Annotated in this window: 25 protein-coding genes; 4 read left to right on the top strand and 21 right to left on the bottom strand. The window is 36.5% G+C overall.

Translation table 11 applies throughout. The features are described 5' to 3' along the window. Positions 1–79: 79 nt before the first annotated feature. Positions 80–898 carry a Cof-type HAD-IIB family hydrolase gene (locus B5P42_RS23785; protein WP_002014903.1) on the top strand — a complete coding sequence of 273 codons (819 nt, stop codon included), beginning with the start codon at positions 80–82 and terminating at the stop codon, positions 896–898. A gap of 73 nt (positions 899–971) precedes the next feature. On the opposite strand, the gene phnF is transcribed toward B5P42_RS23785, so the two are convergent. The 6 genes from phnF to B5P42_RS23750 form a co-directional block, all read right to left on the bottom strand. Continuing rightward, the gene (gene phnF / locus B5P42_RS23780) at positions 972–1,703 is read right to left on the bottom strand and encodes a phosphonate metabolism transcriptional regulator PhnF (protein WP_078172874.1); all 732 of its coding nucleotides are present in this window, start codon (positions 1,701–1,703) and stop codon (positions 972–974) included. Further along, complete coding sequence (gene nagB, locus B5P42_RS23775; protein WP_002033913.1) at positions 1,633–2,421, bottom strand: glucosamine-6-phosphate deaminase; 789 nt, start codon at positions 2,419–2,421, stop codon at positions 1,633–1,635. The genes phnF and nagB overlap by 71 nt, the downstream gene beginning before the upstream one ends. A 4-nt stretch (positions 2,422–2,425) precedes the next feature. Next, positions 2,426–3,568, bottom strand: coding sequence for an N-acetylglucosamine-6-phosphate deacetylase (gene nagA / locus B5P42_RS23770; RefSeq protein ID WP_002088433.1), 1,143 nt, complete (start codon positions 3,566–3,568; stop codon positions 2,426–2,428). 206 nt (positions 3,569–3,774) lie between these two features. Beyond that, on the bottom strand, positions 3,775–4,677 hold the full coding sequence (locus B5P42_RS23765; RefSeq protein WP_002128943.1) for a ComEC/Rec2 family competence protein: 903 nt from the start codon (positions 4,675–4,677) through the stop codon (positions 3,775–3,777). Between the two features lie 78 nt (positions 4,678–4,755). Continuing rightward, positions 4,756–5,328, bottom strand: a complete 573-nt coding sequence (gene scpB / locus B5P42_RS23760) for an SMC-Scp complex subunit ScpB (RefSeq protein WP_002128944.1) — start codon at positions 5,326–5,328, stop codon at positions 4,756–4,758. 156 nt (positions 5,329–5,484) lie between these two features. After that, the gene (locus tag B5P42_RS23750) at positions 5,485–6,228 is read right to left on the bottom strand and encodes a segregation/condensation protein A (RefSeq protein ID WP_002143025.1); all 744 of its coding nucleotides are present in this window, start codon (positions 6,226–6,228) and stop codon (positions 5,485–5,487) included. Between the two features lie 169 nt (positions 6,229–6,397). Here B5P42_RS23750 and B5P42_RS23745 point away from each other — a divergent pair, with 169 nt between their 5' ends. Both B5P42_RS23745 and B5P42_RS23740 read left to right on the top strand, forming a co-directional pair. Then, positions 6,398–6,493, top strand: coding sequence for a YjcZ family sporulation protein (locus B5P42_RS23745; protein ID WP_000510194.1), 96 nt, complete (start codon positions 6,398–6,400; stop codon positions 6,491–6,493). Between the two features lie 99 nt (positions 6,494–6,592). After that, the gene (locus B5P42_RS23740; RefSeq protein WP_002167723.1) at positions 6,593–7,111 is read left to right on the top strand and encodes a DUF309 domain-containing protein; all 519 of its coding nucleotides are present in this window, start codon (positions 6,593–6,595) and stop codon (positions 7,109–7,111) included. Between the two features lie 20 nt (positions 7,112–7,131). Here B5P42_RS23740 and ribT read toward each other — a convergent pair whose 3' ends face one another. After that, complete coding sequence (gene ribT, locus B5P42_RS23735; protein ID WP_000908403.1) at positions 7,132–7,500, bottom strand: GNAT family N-acetyltransferase RibT; 369 nt, start codon at positions 7,498–7,500, stop codon at positions 7,132–7,134. A gap of 485 nt (positions 7,501–7,985) precedes the next feature. After that, entirely contained in the window at positions 7,986–8,423 is a 438-nt protein-coding gene (locus B5P42_RS23730) for a peptidylprolyl isomerase (RefSeq protein ID WP_000853785.1), read from the bottom strand. 187 nt (positions 8,424–8,610) lie between these two features. On the opposite strand from B5P42_RS23730, the gene B5P42_RS23725 reads away from it, so the two are divergent. Further along, on the top strand, positions 8,611–9,477 hold the full coding sequence (locus B5P42_RS23725; RefSeq protein WP_002143030.1) for a DUF1002 domain-containing protein: 867 nt from the start codon (positions 8,611–8,613) through the stop codon (positions 9,475–9,477). A 31-nt stretch (positions 9,478–9,508) separates the two neighbouring features. On the opposite strand, the gene B5P42_RS23720 is transcribed toward B5P42_RS23725, so the two are convergent. The 13 genes from B5P42_RS23720 to spoIIAA all read right to left on the bottom strand — a co-directional run bounded on the left by B5P42_RS23720 (position 9,509) and on the right by spoIIAA (position 18,770). Then, positions 9,509–10,312, bottom strand: coding sequence for a Cof-type HAD-IIB family hydrolase (locus tag B5P42_RS23720; RefSeq protein ID WP_113735416.1), 804 nt, complete (start codon positions 10,310–10,312; stop codon positions 9,509–9,511). A 97-nt stretch (positions 10,313–10,409) separates the two neighbouring features. Then, the gene (gene spoVAF, locus B5P42_RS23715) at positions 10,410–11,882 is read right to left on the bottom strand and encodes a spore germination protein SpoVAF (RefSeq protein ID WP_113735415.1); all 1,473 of its coding nucleotides are present in this window, start codon (positions 11,880–11,882) and stop codon (positions 10,410–10,412) included. Further along, complete coding sequence (spoVAEA, locus tag B5P42_RS23710; protein WP_002088445.1) at positions 11,869–12,438, bottom strand: stage V sporulation protein SpoVABEA; 570 nt, start codon at positions 12,436–12,438, stop codon at positions 11,869–11,871. The genes spoVAF and spoVAEA overlap by 14 nt, the downstream gene beginning before the upstream one ends. Positions 12,439–12,443: 5 nt before the next feature. Then, positions 12,444–12,794, bottom strand: a complete 351-nt coding sequence (gene spoVAE, locus B5P42_RS23705) for a stage V sporulation protein AE (protein ID WP_002014916.1) — start codon at positions 12,792–12,794, stop codon at positions 12,444–12,446. 3 nt (positions 12,795–12,797) lie between these two features. Then, positions 12,798–13,814: a stage V sporulation protein AD gene (gene spoVAD / locus B5P42_RS23700; protein ID WP_113735414.1), complete on the bottom strand. Its 1,017-nt coding sequence runs from the start codon at positions 13,812–13,814 to the stop codon at positions 12,798–12,800. Between the two features lie 13 nt (positions 13,815–13,827). Beyond that, positions 13,828–14,286, bottom strand: coding sequence for a stage V sporulation protein AC (gene spoVAC / locus B5P42_RS23695; RefSeq protein WP_002014918.1), 459 nt, complete (start codon positions 14,284–14,286; stop codon positions 13,828–13,830). Between the two features lie 12 nt (positions 14,287–14,298). Then, positions 14,299–14,715: a stage V sporulation protein SpoVAB gene (spoVAB, locus tag B5P42_RS23690; RefSeq protein WP_000568664.1), complete on the bottom strand. Its 417-nt coding sequence runs from the start codon at positions 14,713–14,715 to the stop codon at positions 14,299–14,301. Then, on the bottom strand, positions 14,708–15,328 hold the full coding sequence (locus B5P42_RS23685) for a stage V sporulation protein AA (protein ID WP_113735413.1): 621 nt from the start codon (positions 15,326–15,328) through the stop codon (positions 14,708–14,710). The genes spoVAB and B5P42_RS23685 overlap by 8 nt, the downstream gene beginning before the upstream one ends. A 116-nt stretch (positions 15,329–15,444) precedes the next feature. Continuing rightward, on the bottom strand, positions 15,445–15,543 hold the full coding sequence (locus B5P42_RS23680) for a methionine/alanine import family NSS transporter small subunit (RefSeq protein ID WP_000016829.1): 99 nt from the start codon (positions 15,541–15,543) through the stop codon (positions 15,445–15,447). Next, positions 15,543–17,069: a sodium-dependent transporter gene (locus tag B5P42_RS23675; protein WP_002014921.1), complete on the bottom strand. Its 1,527-nt coding sequence runs from the start codon at positions 17,067–17,069 to the stop codon at positions 15,543–15,545. Before B5P42_RS23675 ends, B5P42_RS23680 begins: the two co-directional genes overlap by 1 nt. A gap of 138 nt (positions 17,070–17,207) precedes the next feature. Further along, positions 17,208–17,966, bottom strand: a complete 759-nt coding sequence (gene sigF / locus B5P42_RS23670; RefSeq protein WP_002014922.1) for an RNA polymerase sporulation sigma factor SigF — start codon at positions 17,964–17,966, stop codon at positions 17,208–17,210. Between the two features lie 12 nt (positions 17,967–17,978). Continuing rightward, entirely contained in the window at positions 17,979–18,419 is a 441-nt protein-coding gene (gene spoIIAB, locus B5P42_RS23665; RefSeq protein ID WP_001243400.1) for an anti-sigma F factor, read from the bottom strand. Next, positions 18,420–18,770, bottom strand: a complete 351-nt coding sequence (spoIIAA, locus tag B5P42_RS23660; RefSeq protein ID WP_002128957.1) for an anti-sigma F factor antagonist — start codon at positions 18,768–18,770, stop codon at positions 18,420–18,422. It lies immediately after the preceding gene. Positions 18,771–18,844 lie beyond the last annotated feature (74 nt).

The raw sequence follows: 18,844 nt of genomic DNA, 5'->3' as shown, positions 1-18,844 counted from the left end.
TAAAAATTCATTTTTTAGACATGTTTGTATATGATGCGTATAATGTAGGAGCAACTGTACATAGAAAGGAGATAGCAACATGATTAAAATGTTTGTAAGTGATATTGACGGTACAATGATGCAGCATGGAGGTCTGATTGATGAACAGGATGTTGCGGCACTTCGCAGTCTTGCTGAGCAAAATGTTATTCTTTGCTTCGCTTCTGGACGACTTGATAATGAAATCGCAGACTTAATGAAAGCTGTAAATACAAATTTCCATCGTATTAGTGTAAATGGTGTGTTTGTATACACTAATGAAAATAAGCAACTATTATCCGCAAATTTTGATTCCAGCATTCTTCCTGATTTACTAGCTATGACAAATCAAGACCCTTATTTCCGTTATGTAAGTGATGAGCATAATTACTATATTGAAGAAAAGACACCTTTTATTCATGAACTCGAAAAACAAGTAGCAATGACTTCTGTTGAAGAACCAAATTTATTACAGAAAATCGATGATACAATTTTTCCAAATAAAATTTCTATCGGTGGAACAAAAGAAAACTTACAACTCCTTCAAAAAAAGATCGATGAAAAATTCCATGGAAAAGTTAGTACTTTCATTTCAGCTGAACAATGTTTAGATGTAATGCCACCAAATATTAGTAAAGGTTCTGCTATTTCTGTTTTATTACAAGAGTTTCAAATACAACCAGAGGAGGTTGCATGCATAGGGGATTCTTACAATGATATTCCAATGTTTTCCTTAACTCCTCATAGTTTTGCTATGTCTCAAGCTGATGATGCGGTAAAAGAGCACGCTCACTATGTAGTAGATGCTGTCAAAGATGCCGTTAACCAAGTACTTGTTTATAATGAAGAAGCAAATAAAAATACGACTCGATCCTTATAAGGATGAGTCGTATTTTTATTTCTTTACATGTTGAAAACATCAAAGTTCACTGTACTTCACAAACTGAAATATATTACTTGTTACGTGCGATGTTCGTAATAAACTTGTAACGATCCCCACGATAAATACATTTCACATACTCTAACGGTAACTCACCTTCTGAATATGACCATTGACGCATTACAAGTACAGGCGCCTTTTTAGGAATATGCAGATGTTCAGCTTCATTATCCGTTGCAATTGAAGCTTCAATTGATTGAGTAGCGCGAACAAGCTTAAAGCCCAGTTTTTTCTCTAAATGTTCATATAAAGATTGTTGTAATATTTCTTCGTTAATATCTTTCACAAGAGTTGGCGACAAATATGTCGTCTCAAATGCAATCGGTTCGTCATCAGCTAAGCGCGTACGCCTCACTTCATAAACCGATTCTCCCTCTTGTATTCTCAGCCGGTCTGCTATTTTAGCAGTAGCTGGAACTAGGCGGAAACTTAATAACTGGCTGCTCGGTTTCATACCACGAGAAATCATATCTTCTGTGAATCCCGTCATTCCTTGCAACTTTTGCTCCACTTTCGGAAGTTGGACGAACGTTCCAATCCCACGTTTCCGGTATAAATAACCTTGTTCCACTAAGTTATTAATCGCCTGTCTGATTGTCATACGACTCACTTCGAACTTATCACAAAGTTCATTCTCAGATGGAATTTTATCTCCCGGCTTCCATTCGCCTTCCTCAATTAGCTGTTTCACCCACTCTTGAATCTGATAATAAATCGGAAATGGTGAATACTTGTCGATGTTCATCAGCAATCGCCTCACTGCATAAAGATAGAGCTTCTGGATCTGCGATTACGGTCACATTCGGATGACGTTGTAGAACTGTAGCAGGACACGCCTCACTATATTCACCTTGCAATAATTCTTTAATAGCTTCTGCCTTTTTAGATCCCATAGCAACAAGTAGAATTTGTTTCGCTTTCATAATACTTCCAATTCCCATTGTAATCGCATGAGTCGGCACATCTTCTTCATTTTCAAAGAAGCGAAGGTTTGCTTGGCGTGTAGATTCTGTTAATTCTACAATGTTAGTTGGAGAATTAAATGGTGTTCCTGGCTCATTAAATCCGATGTGACCGTTTTCACCGATTCCAAGAATCTGTAAGTCAACTGGGTTAGCTACTAGAATGCCTTCATAACGCTTGCACTCTTCCTCTAAATCACTTGCCATCCCATTCGGTACATAAGTTTGTTTAAATGGAAGATGATCAAACAACTGTTCTTGCATGAAATAGTGATAGCTGTTTTTATCTTCGTGTGGTAAATTTACGTACTCATCTAAGTTTACAGTGGTTGCATGACTTGTATCAAGTTTATTTTTTCGCATTTCTGCATAAATACCTAATGGAGAGCTTCCTGTAGCCATTCCTAAAGTTGGATTTTCTTTTGATTTTACAACCTCTTTAATTAACTTATAACCTGCTTCTGCTAATTCTTCTGGAGTTTTTACAACTAGAATATTCATCTAATTACTTCCCTTCCTTCATATGAATTCCTAAACGAACCGTATCATATACATGTAATTCTTCAGTCATAACAACAAAGTCTGCATCTTTACCTACCGCTAACGCGCCTTTATTATTTAATCCAAATTCTTCTGCTTGGTTAACTGATGTCATTAACACTGCCTCCTCGATTGAACATCCTGTAAATTCAATTACATTTCGGAAAGCTTGATCCATTTTCAAAATACTACCAGCTAACGTTCCATCTTCTAATCGGGCACTGCCATCTTTTACATGTACTGGCTGTCCGCCAAGCTCATATAATCCTTCTTCAAGACCTTTTGCACGCATTGCATCTGTAATGACACTTACTTTTTTCGGTCCTTTTAATTTATATGCTAATTTCACCATATCAGGGTGAATGTGAATACCATCTGTAATTACTTCAACCATTACATCTGGATTTAATAACACATGACCAACAACTCCTGGTTCACGATGATGTAATCCACGCATTTGATTGTATAAATGTGTTGCATGTGTAATTTTTCTATTTTTCAGTTGTGCATCAATTGCATCTGTATGCCCCATTGTGCCAACAACACCTGTTTCAGCAAGATACTGTTCAAACTCTAACGCACCTTCTTCTTCCGGTGCATATGTTACTAATTTAATTAGATTACCGCTTGCTTCCTGCCATTGTTTAAATTGCTCGATACTCGCAGGAACAATATGTTCAAGTGGTTGTGCACCCGCACGTTTTTTTGAAACATATGGTCCTTCTAAGTGAATATATTCGAAATGTGCTCCTTTGTCTTTCGCTTCCTTCGCAGCACTTAGCGCCGCTTCAATCGCTTCTGGAGCTTGTGTCATTGTTGTTGGGAAGTAAGTTGTAACTCCTTCTTTTAACATTTCTTTACCAAGAGTTACTAATCCATCGCTATTTGCATCCATCGCATCAATATCGTATCCACCATGAATATGAACATCAATCATACCTGGAATCACAATCTTTCCTGCCACATCTAACACAGTTTCATTTTCTTGTGATACATATTGAGCCATCAAACCAATTTCTTTAACTGTTTCTGTGTAACGAATAAATCCGTTTTCCACTACTTCTTTACCTGTATAAATTTCGGCATTGATGACAACTTGCGTTTTCATTTTCATCGACCCTTTCCCATGAAATACCTACTTATTATTATTACCTTATTCGCCTAATTCCATCTTAATATACACACAAGTAGTTGTCTATACATTCTAATGAAATTTCCTCTTCGTTCAGCGAAAAAAGGAAATTGATTTCTTTTTCATTCTAATATATATTATCCATTTTTACCAAAATGGATAATAACCTCTTATATAATTAGTTACTTAAGTAATGGCATAAGACCGCTTGCCCCCATAGTAATATGTTCACCATCTGTTTCTATTTCCACAGTTCGCTTGTTTGTTCCATATATCATTATACCACGCTGTTTTAATCGTCTTACTACACTCTGATGAGGATGCCCATACGGATTTCTACTCCCGTACGAAAGAATAGCGAATTGTGGATCTACTTTTTTTAAGAATGTTTCACTCGTTGAAGTATACGAGCCATGATGCCCAACTTTTAATACATCTGCATGTACATCAAATTGCTTTAATATTTCATTTTCCGTCCGTATATCAGCATCACCCATTAATAAAAAGTCCGCTTTACCATATCGAATCTTTAACACAATTGAGGACTCGTTATTCTCGTCTTTCGATTTACCATTGTTTAATACTTGTATAGAAACATGTGGATCTAGCGGTATGTATTGTCCTTCCTTCACTGAAATGAAAGGAATGCCCCTTTTTTTAATGTTATTTCGATACGTATGATAAGTAAATGAACTATATGTTTTCCCGCTATCTAATACGAGGGAAACTGGCATTTGCTCTACAATTGGAATAAGTCCTCCTATATGGTCCATATCAGGATGAGTACTTACAATCACATCTAAATGATTAATTCTTTTTTCAATTAGTTTTTGAATAATGACCTCTCCCGCTTCATAAGGACCCCCATCTATTAACATCGTTTGACCATTTGGCAATGTAATAAGTGTCGCATCACCTTGTCCAACTTTTAAAAAACTCACTTTCATTTTACCGAAATGTTGCCGCTGCATATGTATAGAAGACGCAGTATGAATAGACATCATATATCTTTTAGCCGATGCGCTGTTTAACGAAAAACATAATAAAACAGAAACCAACAATAGAATACTCCGTACACCTTTCATAACTCGTCTCCTTTTTTCATTTAGTATGGCACGCTCTGTAATTGATATACAAAAAAAGCTTAGCAAAATGCTAAGCTTTTATTTTGATAATTCCTGTAAAGAACCAAAGAATAAATCTGCTTCATTCATTTGTTCATTTTCTTCCGAAAGAGGTGGTAAATCATCTAATGTTTTCAATCCAAACGTATCTAGAAATTCTTTCGTCGTTCCGTATAAAATAGGGCGCCCTGGTCCTTCCGCTCTTCCCGTTTCTTTTATAAGTAAGTGTGAAACTAACGTTTGTAATGCCTTATCCGTTTTCACACCTCTAATCTCTTCCATTTCTGTCCTTGTAATCGGTTGACGGTACGCAACGATTGCCAACGTTTCAAGAGCTGCTTGAGAAAGTGAAGCCGCGGTTGGAGTATCTATTAATTTTTGATAGTACGAAGCATGTTCTTTCTTTGTTGCAAAACGATACACTTTTGCATATTGTACAATTTGCAAACCGCGATTCGATCCTTCGCATTCTTTTTGCATTTCCTCTATACTGTTTATTACTTCTTCCACTTCAACTTCCAGAACTTTAGCTATCTGTTCCGGATAAATCCCTTCGTCACCTGCAACAAATAAAAGCCCTTCAATAATCGATTTTTGTTCTTTTCTATCCATTTTACGAACTCCTTTCTCCTATTTCCCATAAAAAACACACATAAAAAAACCGAATCACAGTAAATGCGTTCGGTTCAATATTTCTTCTCTCGTTCCAAACGATACATTAAAACCTAACATGAGATAAAATATTTCTATCCCATCTTCACATCAACTCTATACGGATTTATTAGAGCTTGATACGAAAATTTCATCAAAATTATGTTCCTGCTCAATTATGATTTGTTGATTTTTCATTAGCTCAAGAACCGCTAAAAATGTTACAACCATTATTTCACGTTCTTCATCAGCAAACAAATCATAAAAGCTTTGACGACCGCCTCTTACTTCTAACTGTTGTAGAATATCAGTCATTCGCTGTGCAATTGGTATTTCTTGGCGAGTAATTCGCGTTGTTACGGGGGTTTTTGCTTTTTTACGACGCATTAGCTTTTGAAATGCCGCTAACATATCATATAACGTAACATCAAGAGGTAAGCTTGTCTCCTCTTCTTGTTGAAATGATGTAAAATCAATTGGCGGACGTGTATATAGCTGTGCTCTTTCTTGTTCTCTTTCTTTTAACTCAGTAGCAACTTGCTTATATTTCTTATATTCAATTAACCTCTCCATCAATTCTTGACGAGGATCATCTATAAAGTCTTCACCGTTATCAGGTACATCTTCTTCTTGTTTCGGTAACAACATTTTACTTTTAATTTGTAATAACGTTGCAGCCATTACTAAATACTCACTGGCAACATCTAATTGTAATTCTTTCATCGTATGGACATAAGATAGATATTGCTCTGTAATTTTCGCTACAGGAATATTATATATATCAATTTCGTAACGATTTATTAAGTGTAACAATAGATCTAAAGGCCCTTCAAAAGCCTCTACTTTAAAATTATACTGCACAAAGCATCCCACCACATTTTTTCTATAACACCATAAGTATAGAGCATACTCATGTTCTATCCAACCTTTTTAAGAAATTTAATTAAAAATAGACCTATGCCCATGTCATAATGCCCACCGCTTCATATGATAACAATGTAGTAAGAACAATGTAGGAGGTCAAAAAACTATGGGTCACGTTGATTGCGGTTTTAGCGGTGGGTTCGCATTACTTGTTGTACTGTTCATTTTACTAATCATTGTAGGAGCAGCTTGCTTCTGCTAATAGGACGCAATAAAGCGACTAGGGATATTTCCCTAGTCGCTTATTGTTAATATTTCTATGATAAACTGTACATATACCCGTTAGACAGGAGCGAATAAAATGTATCCTACCGAGTACATACAATTTTTAATTCATTTTCACGGAGATTACGATTATTTTGAATGTCATGAAATATTAGAAGAGTATTGGAAATTAAAACCTAGAGGAGAACGCGACAATTACTTAGTCGGTCTCATTCAAATTGCTGTTTCCTTATACCATCACAGACGATCCAACTGGAATGGTGCAGAGAAGATGATAAAAAGCGCAATAGCACTTTTAGAAAAGAACAGTACATCTTTACATCAATTAGGAATAGATCATAAACAACTTATGTTCTTATTAAATGAAAGATTACACTCTATCCACAAAAAGGAAATTTTTGCGCCGTTATTTTTACCCTTATTAGACGTATCGTTAGAAAAACAATGCATACAGTTATGTAAGAAACAAAACCTCTCTTGGAAAGATGTGAACGTCATTCCTGGTGAATACATCATAAGTAAGCACACATTGCGTGATCGAACAGAAGTCATTTCTGAGCGACACGAGCAACTACAAAAAAGAAAGCAGAGATAATAAACTACTTATCCCTGCTTTCATGAATGTATATTTTGTTCAAGCTCTTTACACTTTTTGCAAAAACTTGCTGTTTGCTCATTTCCGCAAATTGTAAACTCAAGAAATTTACTCTTAAGCTCTTGAACCATCTTCGTCCCAATCCCCATATGACGGTGAGACGGATTCACGCTCAAATGCTGAATTTCCAATACCTGATCTTCTTTTTTTATAATCCCCATTATCCCAACAAAATCTTCATTTTGTTTCCACAAATACAATTGCCAATCCTCTTTCGCCTCATACTCTTTCATTGTCAATTGTAATGTTTTCACATCTTTTTCAGTTGGCATAAATGAAAGAAGCCCCATTGCAATTTTTTCATAACTTTTTTTAAAACGAATTAACATAACCCTTATCCCTTCTTACAAAAGTTACAAACTATTTATCCCCTCAATCACTCTTTTCATATCACATTCATTCTACAATATTTTTACCAGAGTGAGAAGGGGCTGAAATAACTTGATAATCATACAAAGCGTTAAGAAGAAAGTCAAATATATGTTTCCACGCTATTTCTTTCTATTACACCGCTCAAAAAAGAGACAATACTATATAGGAACTAAAAGGAAAATCCCTTTCTCATCACATTTCACTTATTAACCACTTTTGAACAAAGTAGTTCTACCAAAAGCAATATGTTAAGAGAAATACATTTATTGAAGCATATAATTCGTACTCTATCCTATGTATTTTGTTAAAAGTGTGTTCTTATGAACAATATAATTTAACGTTAGTAGACGTCCTATTTGTGTCATATACTTTGAAATATATACCAATTCCTGTTTATAGGAAATAAAAAAAGAGAGCAAAATCGCTCTCCTTTTCTCGTAACTTATTCTTCCCAAACTTTAACTTCTTTCATTACATCGCCTTGACGCATGTTTAATACTGTTTCAATACCGCTTGTTGCTTTACCGAATACAGTATGTACGCCATCTAAATGCGGTTGTGGCTCATGAACAACAAAGAATTGGCTACCACCTGTATTACGGCCAGCATGTGCCATAGAAAGTGAGCCAACAAGATGTCTATGAGGATTTCCATCAGTTTCACATGGGATAGAGTAACCTGGGCCACCTGCTCCTGTGCCTGTTGGGTCTCCACCTTGGCTTACGAAGCCAGGAATAACGCGGTGGAATGTCACACCATCATAAAATCCTTGCTCTGCTAATTTTTTAAAGTTTTCTACTGTTTTTGGTGCCTCTTCTGGGAAAAATTCTAAATCGATTTTTTCGCCATTTTCCATTAATATGTATCCTAAAGTTTTCATATGTATATGTCTCCTTTCAACTATCTCAGCACTATATTACCATATTCATGACGAGAAACAAAAAGAATCCGACAATCTGCATACTTCTTTTTTGAAATGTGGAAGAAGCTAGGTGACAAATAAGAAAAATATACTATAATAACTGTGTTGCCCGAAAATTTAAGAAAGAGAAAGGGAGCGATTTTTCGTGAAAACGAAATTACTAGCTCTGCTATTAGCTGTAGCCGTATTTATTATGCCAACAGCTTCATTTGCAGACATCATTGAGGGAGAATCAATTGTTACACTAGGAGAAAACTTATCTGAACAACAGAAACAAGATCTTTTGAAAGAAATGAAAGCACCAAAAGATGCACAAATTATTACTGTATCTAATGCGGAAGAACATAAATTTCTAGAGGGCATCGTTCCAAAAGCGCAAATTGGTACGAGAGCTATTTCCTCTTCTATGATTACATACACAAAACCAGGTTCAGGTCTCATTGTACGCTCAAAAAACATTAATTCGATAACAGATGCAATGTACACAAATGCACTTATTACAGCAGGTGTGAAAGATGCAGAGATTCAAATTACTGCACCATTTAAAGTTTCAGGAACTGCTGCTTTAACAGGTTTAATGAAGGCCTATGAAACAACATCAAACAAAGCCATTCCTGAAGAAGTAAAAAAAGTAGCCAATGAAGAAATGGTACAAACAGCCCAGCTTGGTGATAAAATCGGCGAAGAAAAAGCAGTTCAACTTGTTGCAAAAATTAAAGAAGAAATTGCAAAAGAACAGCCCAAAACCACTGAAGATTTACGTTCATTAATTAAAAAAATTGCTGATCAACTTGGCATTACATTAACAGATGAACAGTTGGATAACTTAGTATCGTTATTTGATAAAATGAAAAATCTTAATATCGATTGGAACCAAGTTGGTAGCCAATTAGAAAAAGCAAAAGACCATGTGTCTGCCTTCTTAGGATCTGATGAAGGGCAAAGTTTCCTAGATAAAGTAAAAGATTTCTTCTCTAGTATCATTGATTTCGTTAAATCTTTATTCAAGTAAAAAAGAAGCTCGCCAATGACGAGCTTCTTTTTTATACAAGTAACGGTAATTTCATAATAGCTTCTTCAACCGAACGAACAACATAATTTGCTTTCTCCTTCACATACGGATGAGCATGATGGAGGGTGAAGGAGTGCGGGGTTACTTCAAACATAGAAATATCATTGAAAGAATCTCCAATACACGCAACTTCATTTGCTTCAATTTGCAAATGTTCCATTAATCGCTTCAGAGCGCTTCCTTTACTTACACCTCTTGGCATAATGTCAACATAGCGCTTACCCGATATAAAAACTTCCGCTTCGCTCTGAAATGTATCTCGCAACTCTTGATCTAATGCTACAATTTTTTCTTCTTCGCCAAAAACAAATAATTTCGCAGGATGTACAGTCTTCCCAAATTCCTCTTCTAACTCTTCGATTTCAGCAATATGTACTCCCATATACTCTTCAAAAGTATGGTGATGTTCATTCTTCCTTTTTGTATATCGCTGCTCATTTGCACAAACAATATCTGCTAGTCCCTTTTTATGTATATATTGATATATTTCCTGGGCAACCCCATCTTCAAAACTCGATTCATGAAATACTTTTCCATCCGGTAGTATCATTGTCGCTCCATTTAAACTAGTTGTGTAATACGGGAACGAAAACCTTTTTACCGCCTCATCAATTCGGTGAGTAAAACGGCCAGAGGCAAAACAAATATTTGTCCCATTTTCAGCTAGCCAACAAAGCGCTCGTTCATCTTCTTTTTGCATATCATTCATATTGTAAACGAGTGTATCATCTAAATCACTTACAAATAGTTTAATCATATCCTCTTCCCCTTCCATACACAATATCTACTCTAATTGTACAAAAAAAATGTTTGATTTTTGTTAAAAAAACAATAAATTTTCAATAAAAAAATAAACAGGAGCATAATCCCGTTTATTTTTGTCTTCTTACATTTTGAGGTCGTACAATACTAGGACGCACTTTTAAACTCGACATAGTCGGACGGAGTAAAATTTTCGTTAACGCGCCCCAATCAAACGGTAAAAACGGCCATAAATACGGTGTTTGTAAACTTTTTATAGACGCTAAAAATAAAATCAACATCGTCATTCCAATTACAAATCCCATCTCATGAAAGATGCCGGTTAAAATAATGACAAATAATTTTCCGACCTTATTTCCAAGTCCAAGCTCATAACTCGGAGTTGCAAATGATCCAATCATAGAAACCGCTACATACAAAATAACTTCTGGTACAAACAAACCTACATCAATTGCAATTTGACCAATTAATATAGCTGAAATTAATCCTGCTGCCGACGACAATGATGTCGGTGTATGAATGGCGGCCATTCTTAAAAATTCGAGTCCGACTTCCGCCATCAAAATTTGTAATAAAATCGGTAAATGCGTCATCTTATTTGGTCCAATGAAAGCAAGACTTTCCGGTAAAAGAGTCGGATCAAAAACGAAAACTAGCCAAAATGGCAGTAAGAATAGCGAAAATATAACACCTAAAAAACGTACCCAACGTAAAAATGTACCTACAGCTGGATTTTGTCTAAACTCTTCTGCATGCTGTAAATGGTGGAAATATGTTGTTGGAGTGATCATAACACTTGGTGATGTGTCAACAAGTACTAACACATGTCCTTCTAATAGATGATTTGCTGCTACATCTGGTCTTTCTGTGTATCGGATAAGCGGGAATGGATTATAACCTTGTTTCACTACAAATTCTTCTACTGTTTTATCCGCCATCGTAATCCCGTCTACATCAATGTTATTTAATTCTTGTTTTATAATCTTTACTAAATCTGGATTTGCAACATCTTGAACGTATGTAATACAAATATCCGTTTGCGATCTATCTCCGACTCGAATCATTTCATTTCGAAGACGTGGATCGCGTATCCTTCTACGAATTAATGCTGTATTTACAACGATATTTTCAACAAAACCATCCCTTGCACCGCGTACTACCTTTTCTGTATCTGGTTCTGTCGGTGTCCGGCCCGGGTAACTACGAACATCTATTGCGAACGCTTCCGTTTCGCCTTCCACAAATATAATAATGAGTCCTGATAATACTTGGAGCATTACCTCATCCATCGTCTTCACTTTACTTACTTGTTGATGAATTAAACGATTCTCTAAAAGCTTTACTGTATCTTCTTCTACATCCCTTATTTCATTTGTATCCACCGCTTCTTCTAAAATAGGGATAATATAATTCGTATCACAAAGTCCATTTACAAATAACACACCAATTTCTTTATTTAAAATTTGAAATTTACGAATACCAACATCGTATGTAACACCGAGTCCGACTGTTTGCTTTAAGTAGTTTTCATTATCACTTAAAAAAGATGAAATCGGGATATTCACTTTTTTAGGCTTCGTCATAAAACCCACTCCTTTCCAAAATTAATTGAATCGCTTTTCTAGTAATAGGTGATCCTCTCTCCCATTCATCATTTCCGCACATCTTGCCAATATCGCCGACCCCCACTATGACAGGAACATTCAGACCATCTAAACAATAAATCGTATCCCCACTAATCCTGCCAATTTCACCATCTGGGAGTCCAAATTTATCAACGCCATATTCTGTCAAATTCCCATTCCGATCTACACTTACATCTACACGCGCCCATTCCCAATGATGTGTATTAGATGCTACTGCTAAAATACCGAGTACATCAACTTGTTTATGTGTTGCGACATACTTTAACGCCTTTTCACCAGATCCTTCTCCTATAAATCCGCTGTCATCAAACATGACAAATACAGGGTCATATGGCGTTTGCATAATAAGCTCAACAACTTTCTTCCCTGTCAATTTGGTCGGATTACTTTGCGATGCTGAAATACACCTCCCCCCAAATTCCTTTGTTAACAGCTCAATTGTCCGCTTTGCATATTCATCTCCATCTGTGACCAAAACAACCCTTCGTCTCATTTGATTTATCCTTTCGGTTTACATATAAGTGCAACAAAAAATGAAAATAATATCGCTGCTGAAATCCCCGCAGACGTTAAGCTAAACATACCGATTCCAATTCCTAAATATCCATGTTTTTCTGCCGCATGCATTGCCCCGTGCAATAGTGAGTGTCCAAAACTTGTAATAGGGACTGTTGCCCCAGCACCTGCAAATTTTATAAGTTTATCGTACAATCCGAATCCGTCTAAAATAGCTCCGGCGACTACAAAAGTTGCCATTAAATGTGCCGGTGTTAACTTTGCGAAATCTAGCAACACTTGTCCAATTACACAAATAGCTCCTCCTACAAGAAATGCATATATAAAATCCACAATTCACTCTCCTTTAACGCTTTCAAACACAATACCATGCGCAATCGTTGGAATCGTTTCCTTCTGTTGTATCATCATGGGGCTTAATAGAGCTCCAGTTGCAACGACAAAAATTCTTTGTAAATTCCCTTTTTGCATTTCACGCAATAAATGGCCGTATGTTACAACAGCTGAACAAGCACAACCACTGCCCCCTGCAAACACTTCTTCTTGATTTGAATTGTAAATCATTAATCCACAATCATTGTATACATTCCCCAAATCATACCCTTCCTCAAGTAAAAGTTGTTTCGCAATTGGTGTCCCAACAGCCGATAAATCACCAGTAACAATAAGATCATAATCAGCTGCACTTCTTCTCAAATCTTCAAAATGTTGTTGAATTGTATGAGCAGCAGCTGGTGCCATCGCTGATCCCATATCTAAAGGATTAGCAATTCCTAAATCTTGCACTTTACCAATTGTTGCTGCTGTTATTTTAATTGCACTCTCCTCATTGCTAATTAATATTGACCCTGCTCCGGTAACAGTTGAGTTTGCTGTCCCTGGCTTTTGTCCTCCGTATTCTGTTGGGGAACGAAATTGTCTTTCAGCCGTCGCATTATGACTACTTACTGTAGCTAAAATACGATTCGCAAATCCACCATCTATAAAAGCTGATCCAATCGCCAAAGTTTCCATTGACGTCGCACAAGCGCTGAACATCCCTAAAAAAGGAATACCATACTCACGAGCAACATAATTTGCTGTCACTGTTTGGTTTAATAAATCTCCCGCTAAAAAGAAATCAATTTGCGATTTTTTTATATTCCCTTTTTGCATCGCTTGTTGAATTGAGTCTGACATTAACCTTCGTTCAGCAAGTTCCCAGTTTTCCTCTCCGCAATGTAAGTCAGAATATGAAATATCAAAATCCTTTCCAAGAGGGCCTTCAGCTTCTTTCGGACCGACAGCAGTACCAGTTGCATTCACGAAGATATCATTTTGAAATACCCACGTTTGTTTTCCTGTCAATCTCATACCCACCCCTCCTTTAAGACATTAAAATTTGAAATGTATATCTTATTAACCCGATAATGTATGCACCGACGACTCCAAATACAATGACACTTCCTGCAAGCTTAAACATGTTAGTAGCGATTCCTAGAACAATCCCTTCACTCCTATGTTCTAGTGCGGCACTCGCCATAGAATTCGCAAATCCAGTAACTGGTACTGCTGATCCCGCTCCAGAAAACTGCCCGATTTTATCATATACACCACACCCTGTTAAAATCGCCGACAATAACACAAGCGTTGCAACTGTCGGATTTCCTGCCTCTTGTTCACTAAAGTGAAAATAATGTATATAAAATTTCATCAATATTTCTCCGACTGTACAAATGAGCCCACCTACAAGAAATGCCTTCACACAATTTAGCAAATAGTTTGGCTTTGGATGGTACTCCTTCACTTTATTTATGTAATCATCTTTCAGTTTTCGCCTTGTCATATATATTGCCTCCTACTTTACGAAATAAATCCAGTGAAACAATGAGCCTATTACTTTTCCAAGTACAAGAGCAACGAGTAAAACAACAATTTTCCCCTCTACCCCGACTCGTTTCGCTAAAATAGGTAAAACATTTAATACTTCTGTTAATGCCGCAGCAAGCATTCCAATGAATGTGCCACAAAATAACCCTAATATTACAAGCCAATATTGCGATGTTTGAAATGTAATGTTTTTCAAACTACACCAAGCCCCAGTTAAAGTACCCGCAATGACAGCCCACTCAAAATATTGAATATGCTTTCCACTTCTCGTTAATTGAGCTAAGCGCGGGATAATACCGAGAACAGCTAAAAAGGCAACATATCCGCTACCTACTGCAATCCCGCCAGCTAAACCAATTAATATAACAAACCCACATTCAATCATCGGCAAGTTGTTTCGTGTTATCCTTGTTTTCATTAACAATTACATATTGATCAAGCGACTGCTGATATTGAAACATCTCAACTTCTAACGGACTAGGCTCTTCATTAATTCGCTTTTGAAATACATGATTAAAAAATAAAACCATACCTAATCCAAGACCTACTGAATATGGAACTTGAAATAATAGTGGTTGCTCCTTAAACTCTCCAGTAATCATGTAATATAACCGTTGATGTACTTGTTGCATACTTACATCCTCATGGAAATAAATTATTGCAAGGGCCGCTCCAATGAAAAGTAACAACCATACAAGTCCAAAGAAAATTGGGGGTACTTTCTTTTTTTCATATATAATTTCAACAAGAGTTTGTCCAGAACCCAGTAAATTAATTTGTACATGAGATGCTTTTTGTTGAATAATCTCAATTACTTTCATGACATCAATTACAACATGCGTCTTATCATGTGCTGTTATTTTGTAGACTATCTCATTTTGTAACAACTCAACTACAAAAGAATCTCCGGCAAGTTGAGCAACATCGCTCAGCTTTACTTCATACGTAGGAGACACTTTTAAGCGATTGCGCATTTTAATATAAATTGTTCCTTCCAATTTCCATTCACCCCTTCACTCTTCCTCGTAGTTGTAGTATGGTTATTGAATTTTTTTCTAATACAATTTTTTCATAAAAAAACATCTGTACCGCTTCGGTACAGATGTTTTTTAGCTTATGCCTTTTTCTTAAATAAATTTGCAATACTTAATGCAAGTCCTCCCCAAATGACTACCATACCTATAACCATCATCATAATCGCTGATCCACTCATCATGAAACACCTCGGTCCTTCCATTCTTTTTCAAGCTGGACAGAGTCTGAATGTATTTGTGCATTCCATTTTTTCAGACTAATGACTAGTGCAACTATAAGAAACGCTGCCGCTATCGACCAACCATACGTTACAACAAACTCTGTTGGATAACCTCCGTAGTTCTTTTTAATGTTTTGGATTGTACCATCAATTAACATATACCCTAACATAAGTGGAGTAATAACGAGTAAACTCACTCTCCAAAACGTTCCTAACTTTATATCAGATACAAAGTTTGCATGATTTTGATAAACTGGTAAACGGCGCAAGATTAGTCCTATTGTAACTACTTCAACGAGTGCAATTGTAATCAATCCAAAATTGTTAGCGAAGTAATCAACAACATCTAAGAACATAAGTCCACCACGTGTTGCAAAAACAAGAGAAACTAATACTAATAGCGTTCCCATAATTCCAATCGTCTTTTGACGACTCAAGCTGAATTTTTCAGATACAGCGGCAAAGCATACTTCTGCAAGTGAAATGAGTGATGTAATTCCAGCAACAGTTAGAGATAAGAAGAATAATACACCAAATAACGGCGACATCGGTAACTCATTAATAATTTGCGGGAATACTACAAATGCAAGTCCTACACCAGCACTAGCTACTTTATCAACCGGTACCCCCATGTTATTCGCCATAAATCCAAGAGCTGCAAAGACACCAATACCTGCCAATAATTCAAATCCTGAATTTGCAAATCCTGTAATAAAAGCATTATTTGTTGTATCTGAGTTTTTCGGTAAATAACTAGAATACGTAATCATAATTCCGAATGCTAAAGATAAACTAAAGAAAATTTGACCGTAAGCAGCAAGCCATACTTTCCCATCAAAAATACGACTCCAATCTGGTTTAAAAAATGCATCTAGCCCCTGCATCGCACCTTCCATCGTCACTGCACGAACAACGATAATAAGGAACATAACAACTAGTAAAGGAATAAAAATACGGTTAACAACTTCGATTCCTTTTTTAACTCCTTTAAACGCAACACCAAGCACAATAATCCAAACGAGAGCTAACGGAATTAATACTTCTGGTACGAGCCCCCCGAATTGTCCTGGCTTATCTGCAACATGTAAATATTCTTTAAATAAAAATGATTGCGTGTCTTTCCCCCATGCTCCAGTAATTGCAAAGTACGTATAGGAAATAGACCAAGCAATGATTACAGCGTAATATGTTGAAACAATAAATGTCACACACATTTGCCACCATCCAATAAATTCAGCACGTCGATGAATACGGAAGAATGTAAGTGGCGCCGAACCACGATGACGATGCCCAAGAGCAAACTCGAAAGCTAACAATGAAATACCAGTCGTTAATAATGCAAATAAGTACGGTAAAAAGAATGCGCCTCCCCCGTTTTCATACGCTGTATAAGGAAAACGCCATATATTCCCTAGTCCAACAGCGGAACCGATTGCTGCAAAAATAAATCCAGCCCTAGTTCCCCATTGTTGCCTCGTTTCCATGTTTCCTTCCCCCTTTGTGACAAGTTCATACTTGGATTATAGTTTAAATTAACTAAATTATCAATAAATTCTGTAAATTTTTAGCGATAGTTGGAATCTTCTCCTTTTCGTGACAATAAAAAAAAATCGAATAGATAGCTATTCATCTATTCGATCTTTCATCTGTTTTAATATTTTCTTTTCAAGTCTTGAAACTTGTACTTGCGAAATGCCTATGCGCTCCGCTACTTCTGATTGGGTTTGGTCTTTATAATAGCGCAAATACACAATTAGCCTTTCTCGTTCATCCAATTCTCTAATTGCTTCTTTTAAAGCAATTTTATCAAACCATTTCGTTTCCGATTGATCTGCAATTTGATCTAAAATAGTAATTGGATCTCCGTCGTTTTCATACACAGTTTCATGTATCGACGAAGGAGCACGACTCGCTTCTTGCGCCAGAACAACTTCTTCCGGCGTTAGTTCAAGAGCCTGTGCTACCTCATTAATCGTTGGAGCCCTTCCAAATTCTTTCGAAAGCTCGTCTCTCATCTTTCGGACTTTGTTTCCTGTTTCTTTTAAAGATCTACTTACTTTCACTGATCCATCATCACGTAAAAATCGTTGTATTTCACCGATAATCATTGGAACTGCATATGTTGAAAATTTCACGTCGAAAGATAAATCAAATTTATCTACCGATTTTAAGAGTCCAATACATCCAATTTGAAATAAATCGTCTGGTTCGTATCCTCGATTAAGAAATCGCTGTACAACCGACCATACGAGACGCATATTACTTTGAACGATTGTATCTCTCGCTTGTTGATCTCCATCTTGACTTTTTTGAATTAACGCTTTTAGCTCGTGGTCCTTTAACTGAGGTTTCTTCTTCTCATTTCTGACCTCTATGTCCATTGGCTATTCTCCTTAATTGCATAGAGCGTTACTATTTGATAAGTATTTTGTCAAATGGATTGTTGTCCCGAAAGATTCGTTTGAAATAACTTCTACTTCATCCATAAAATTTTCCATGATAGTAAATCCCATTCCGGAACGCTCTAATTCAGGTTTAGTTGTAAAAAGGGGTTGTCTTGCTTCATCTAAGTTAAAGATACCAATCCCTTCATCTCGAATCGTGAGTTTCACCATCGCTTCTTCCAAAATCACTGAAATATAAACAACACCTTCTGCATTTCCTTCATACCCATGAATAATTGCATTTGTAACCGCTTCTGACACAACTGTTTTAATCTCTGTTAGTTCTTCCATCGTCGGGTCTAATTGCGCAATAAAAGCAGCTACCGTAACACGAGCGAATGATTCATTCTGACTTAACGCTGAAAATTGAAGGTTCATTTCATTTCTCATCTACGCCACCCCCAACGTCGCGAGCGCATGCGCTTCACTTTCTTCTAAACGAACAATTTTGAATAGACCTGACATTTCAAATAAACGTTTAACGGGCGGTGAAATTGCACAGACAACCATCTCTCCACCTAATCCCTTTACATGTTTATATCGGCCTAATATAACGCCTAAACCAGAACTATCCATAAATGTTAAGTTCTCTAGGCTCAAAATAATATGATGAACACCATGTGTCTCAATCATATCTGTGACTTTCGTTCGCAACTCTTCAGCAGTATGATGATCTAACTCGCCCTCTAGCCTCACGCATAAGACGTCACGTTTTACTTCTAAATGCATGGAAAGACTCACACGATTTCCTCCTTATGCTCAAACTTTACTCATTAACATAAGATTTTCGTGATATAAAATCAGAATCCTTCCTA

Origin of the sequence: Bacillus sp. SRB_331 (genome assembly GCF_003264175.1) — a bacterium.
In the GTDB taxonomy this organism is placed as follows: domain Bacteria; phylum Bacillota; class Bacilli; order Bacillales; family Bacillaceae_G; genus Bacillus_A; species Bacillus_A mycoides.
The sequence above is the reverse complement of the archived record's forward strand: the minus strand, read 5'-3'. Positions and strand labels throughout refer to the sequence as shown.

What these genes read in the sequence shown, in the direction of transcription:
- B5P42_RS23785 (WP_002014903.1), top strand. Translation starts at nt 80, where the DNA reads ATGATTAAAATGTTTGTAAGTGATATTGACGGTACAATGATGCAGCAT.
- phnF (WP_078172874.1), bottom strand. Translation starts at nt 1,703, where the DNA reads ATGAACATCGACAAGTATTCACCATTTCCGATTTATTATCAGATTCAA.
- nagB (WP_002033913.1), bottom strand. Translation starts at nt 2,421, where the DNA reads ATGAATATTCTAGTTGTAAAAACTCCAGAAGAATTAGCAGAAGCAGGT.
- nagA (WP_002088433.1), bottom strand. Translation starts at nt 3,568, where the DNA reads ATGAAAACGCAAGTTGTCATCAATGCCGAAATTTATACAGGTAAAGAA.
- B5P42_RS23765 (WP_002128943.1), bottom strand. Translation starts at nt 4,677, where the DNA reads ATGAAAGGTGTACGGAGTATTCTATTGTTGGTTTCTGTTTTATTATGT.
- scpB (WP_002128944.1), bottom strand. Translation starts at nt 5,328, where the DNA reads ATGGATAGAAAAGAACAAAAATCGATTATTGAAGGGCTTTTATTTGTT.
- B5P42_RS23745 (WP_000510194.1), top strand. Translation starts at nt 6,398, where the DNA reads ATGGGTCACGTTGATTGCGGTTTTAGCGGTGGGTTCGCATTACTTGTT.
- B5P42_RS23740 (WP_002167723.1), top strand. Translation starts at nt 6,593, where the DNA reads ATGTATCCTACCGAGTACATACAATTTTTAATTCATTTTCACGGAGAT.
- ribT (WP_000908403.1), bottom strand. Translation starts at nt 7,500, where the DNA reads ATGTTAATTCGTTTTAAAAAAAGTTATGAAAAAATTGCAATGGGGCTT.
- B5P42_RS23730 (WP_000853785.1), bottom strand. Translation starts at nt 8,423, where the DNA reads ATGAAAACTTTAGGATACATATTAATGGAAAATGGCGAAAAAATCGAT.
- B5P42_RS23720 (WP_113735416.1), bottom strand. Translation starts at nt 10,312, where the DNA reads ATGGAAGGGGAAGAGGATATGATTAAACTATTTGTAAGTGATTTAGAT.
- spoVAF (WP_113735415.1), bottom strand. Translation starts at nt 11,882, where the DNA reads ATGACGAAGCCTAAAAAAGTGAATATCCCGATTTCATCTTTTTTAAGT.
- spoVAEA (WP_002088445.1), bottom strand. Translation starts at nt 12,438, where the DNA reads ATGAGACGAAGGGTTGTTTTGGTCACAGATGGAGATGAATATGCAAAG.
- spoVAD (WP_113735414.1), bottom strand. Translation starts at nt 13,814, where the DNA reads ATGAGATTGACAGGAAAACAAACGTGGGTATTTCAAAATGATATCTTC.
- spoVAC (WP_002014918.1), bottom strand. Translation starts at nt 14,286, where the DNA reads ATGACAAGGCGAAAACTGAAAGATGATTACATAAATAAAGTGAAGGAG.
- spoVAB (WP_000568664.1), bottom strand. Translation starts at nt 14,715, where the DNA reads ATGATTGAATGTGGGTTTGTTATATTAATTGGTTTAGCTGGCGGGATT.
- B5P42_RS23680 (WP_000016829.1), bottom strand. Translation starts at nt 15,543, where the DNA reads ATGAGTGGATCAGCGATTATGATGATGGTTATAGGTATGGTAGTCATT.
- B5P42_RS23675 (WP_002014921.1), bottom strand. Translation starts at nt 17,069, where the DNA reads ATGGAAACGAGGCAACAATGGGGAACTAGGGCTGGATTTATTTTTGCA.
- sigF (WP_002014922.1), bottom strand. Translation starts at nt 17,966, where the DNA reads ATGGACATAGAGGTCAGAAATGAGAAGAAGAAACCTCAGTTAAAGGAC.
- spoIIAB (WP_001243400.1), bottom strand. Translation starts at nt 18,419, where the DNA reads ATGAGAAATGAAATGAACCTTCAATTTTCAGCGTTAAGTCAGAATGAA.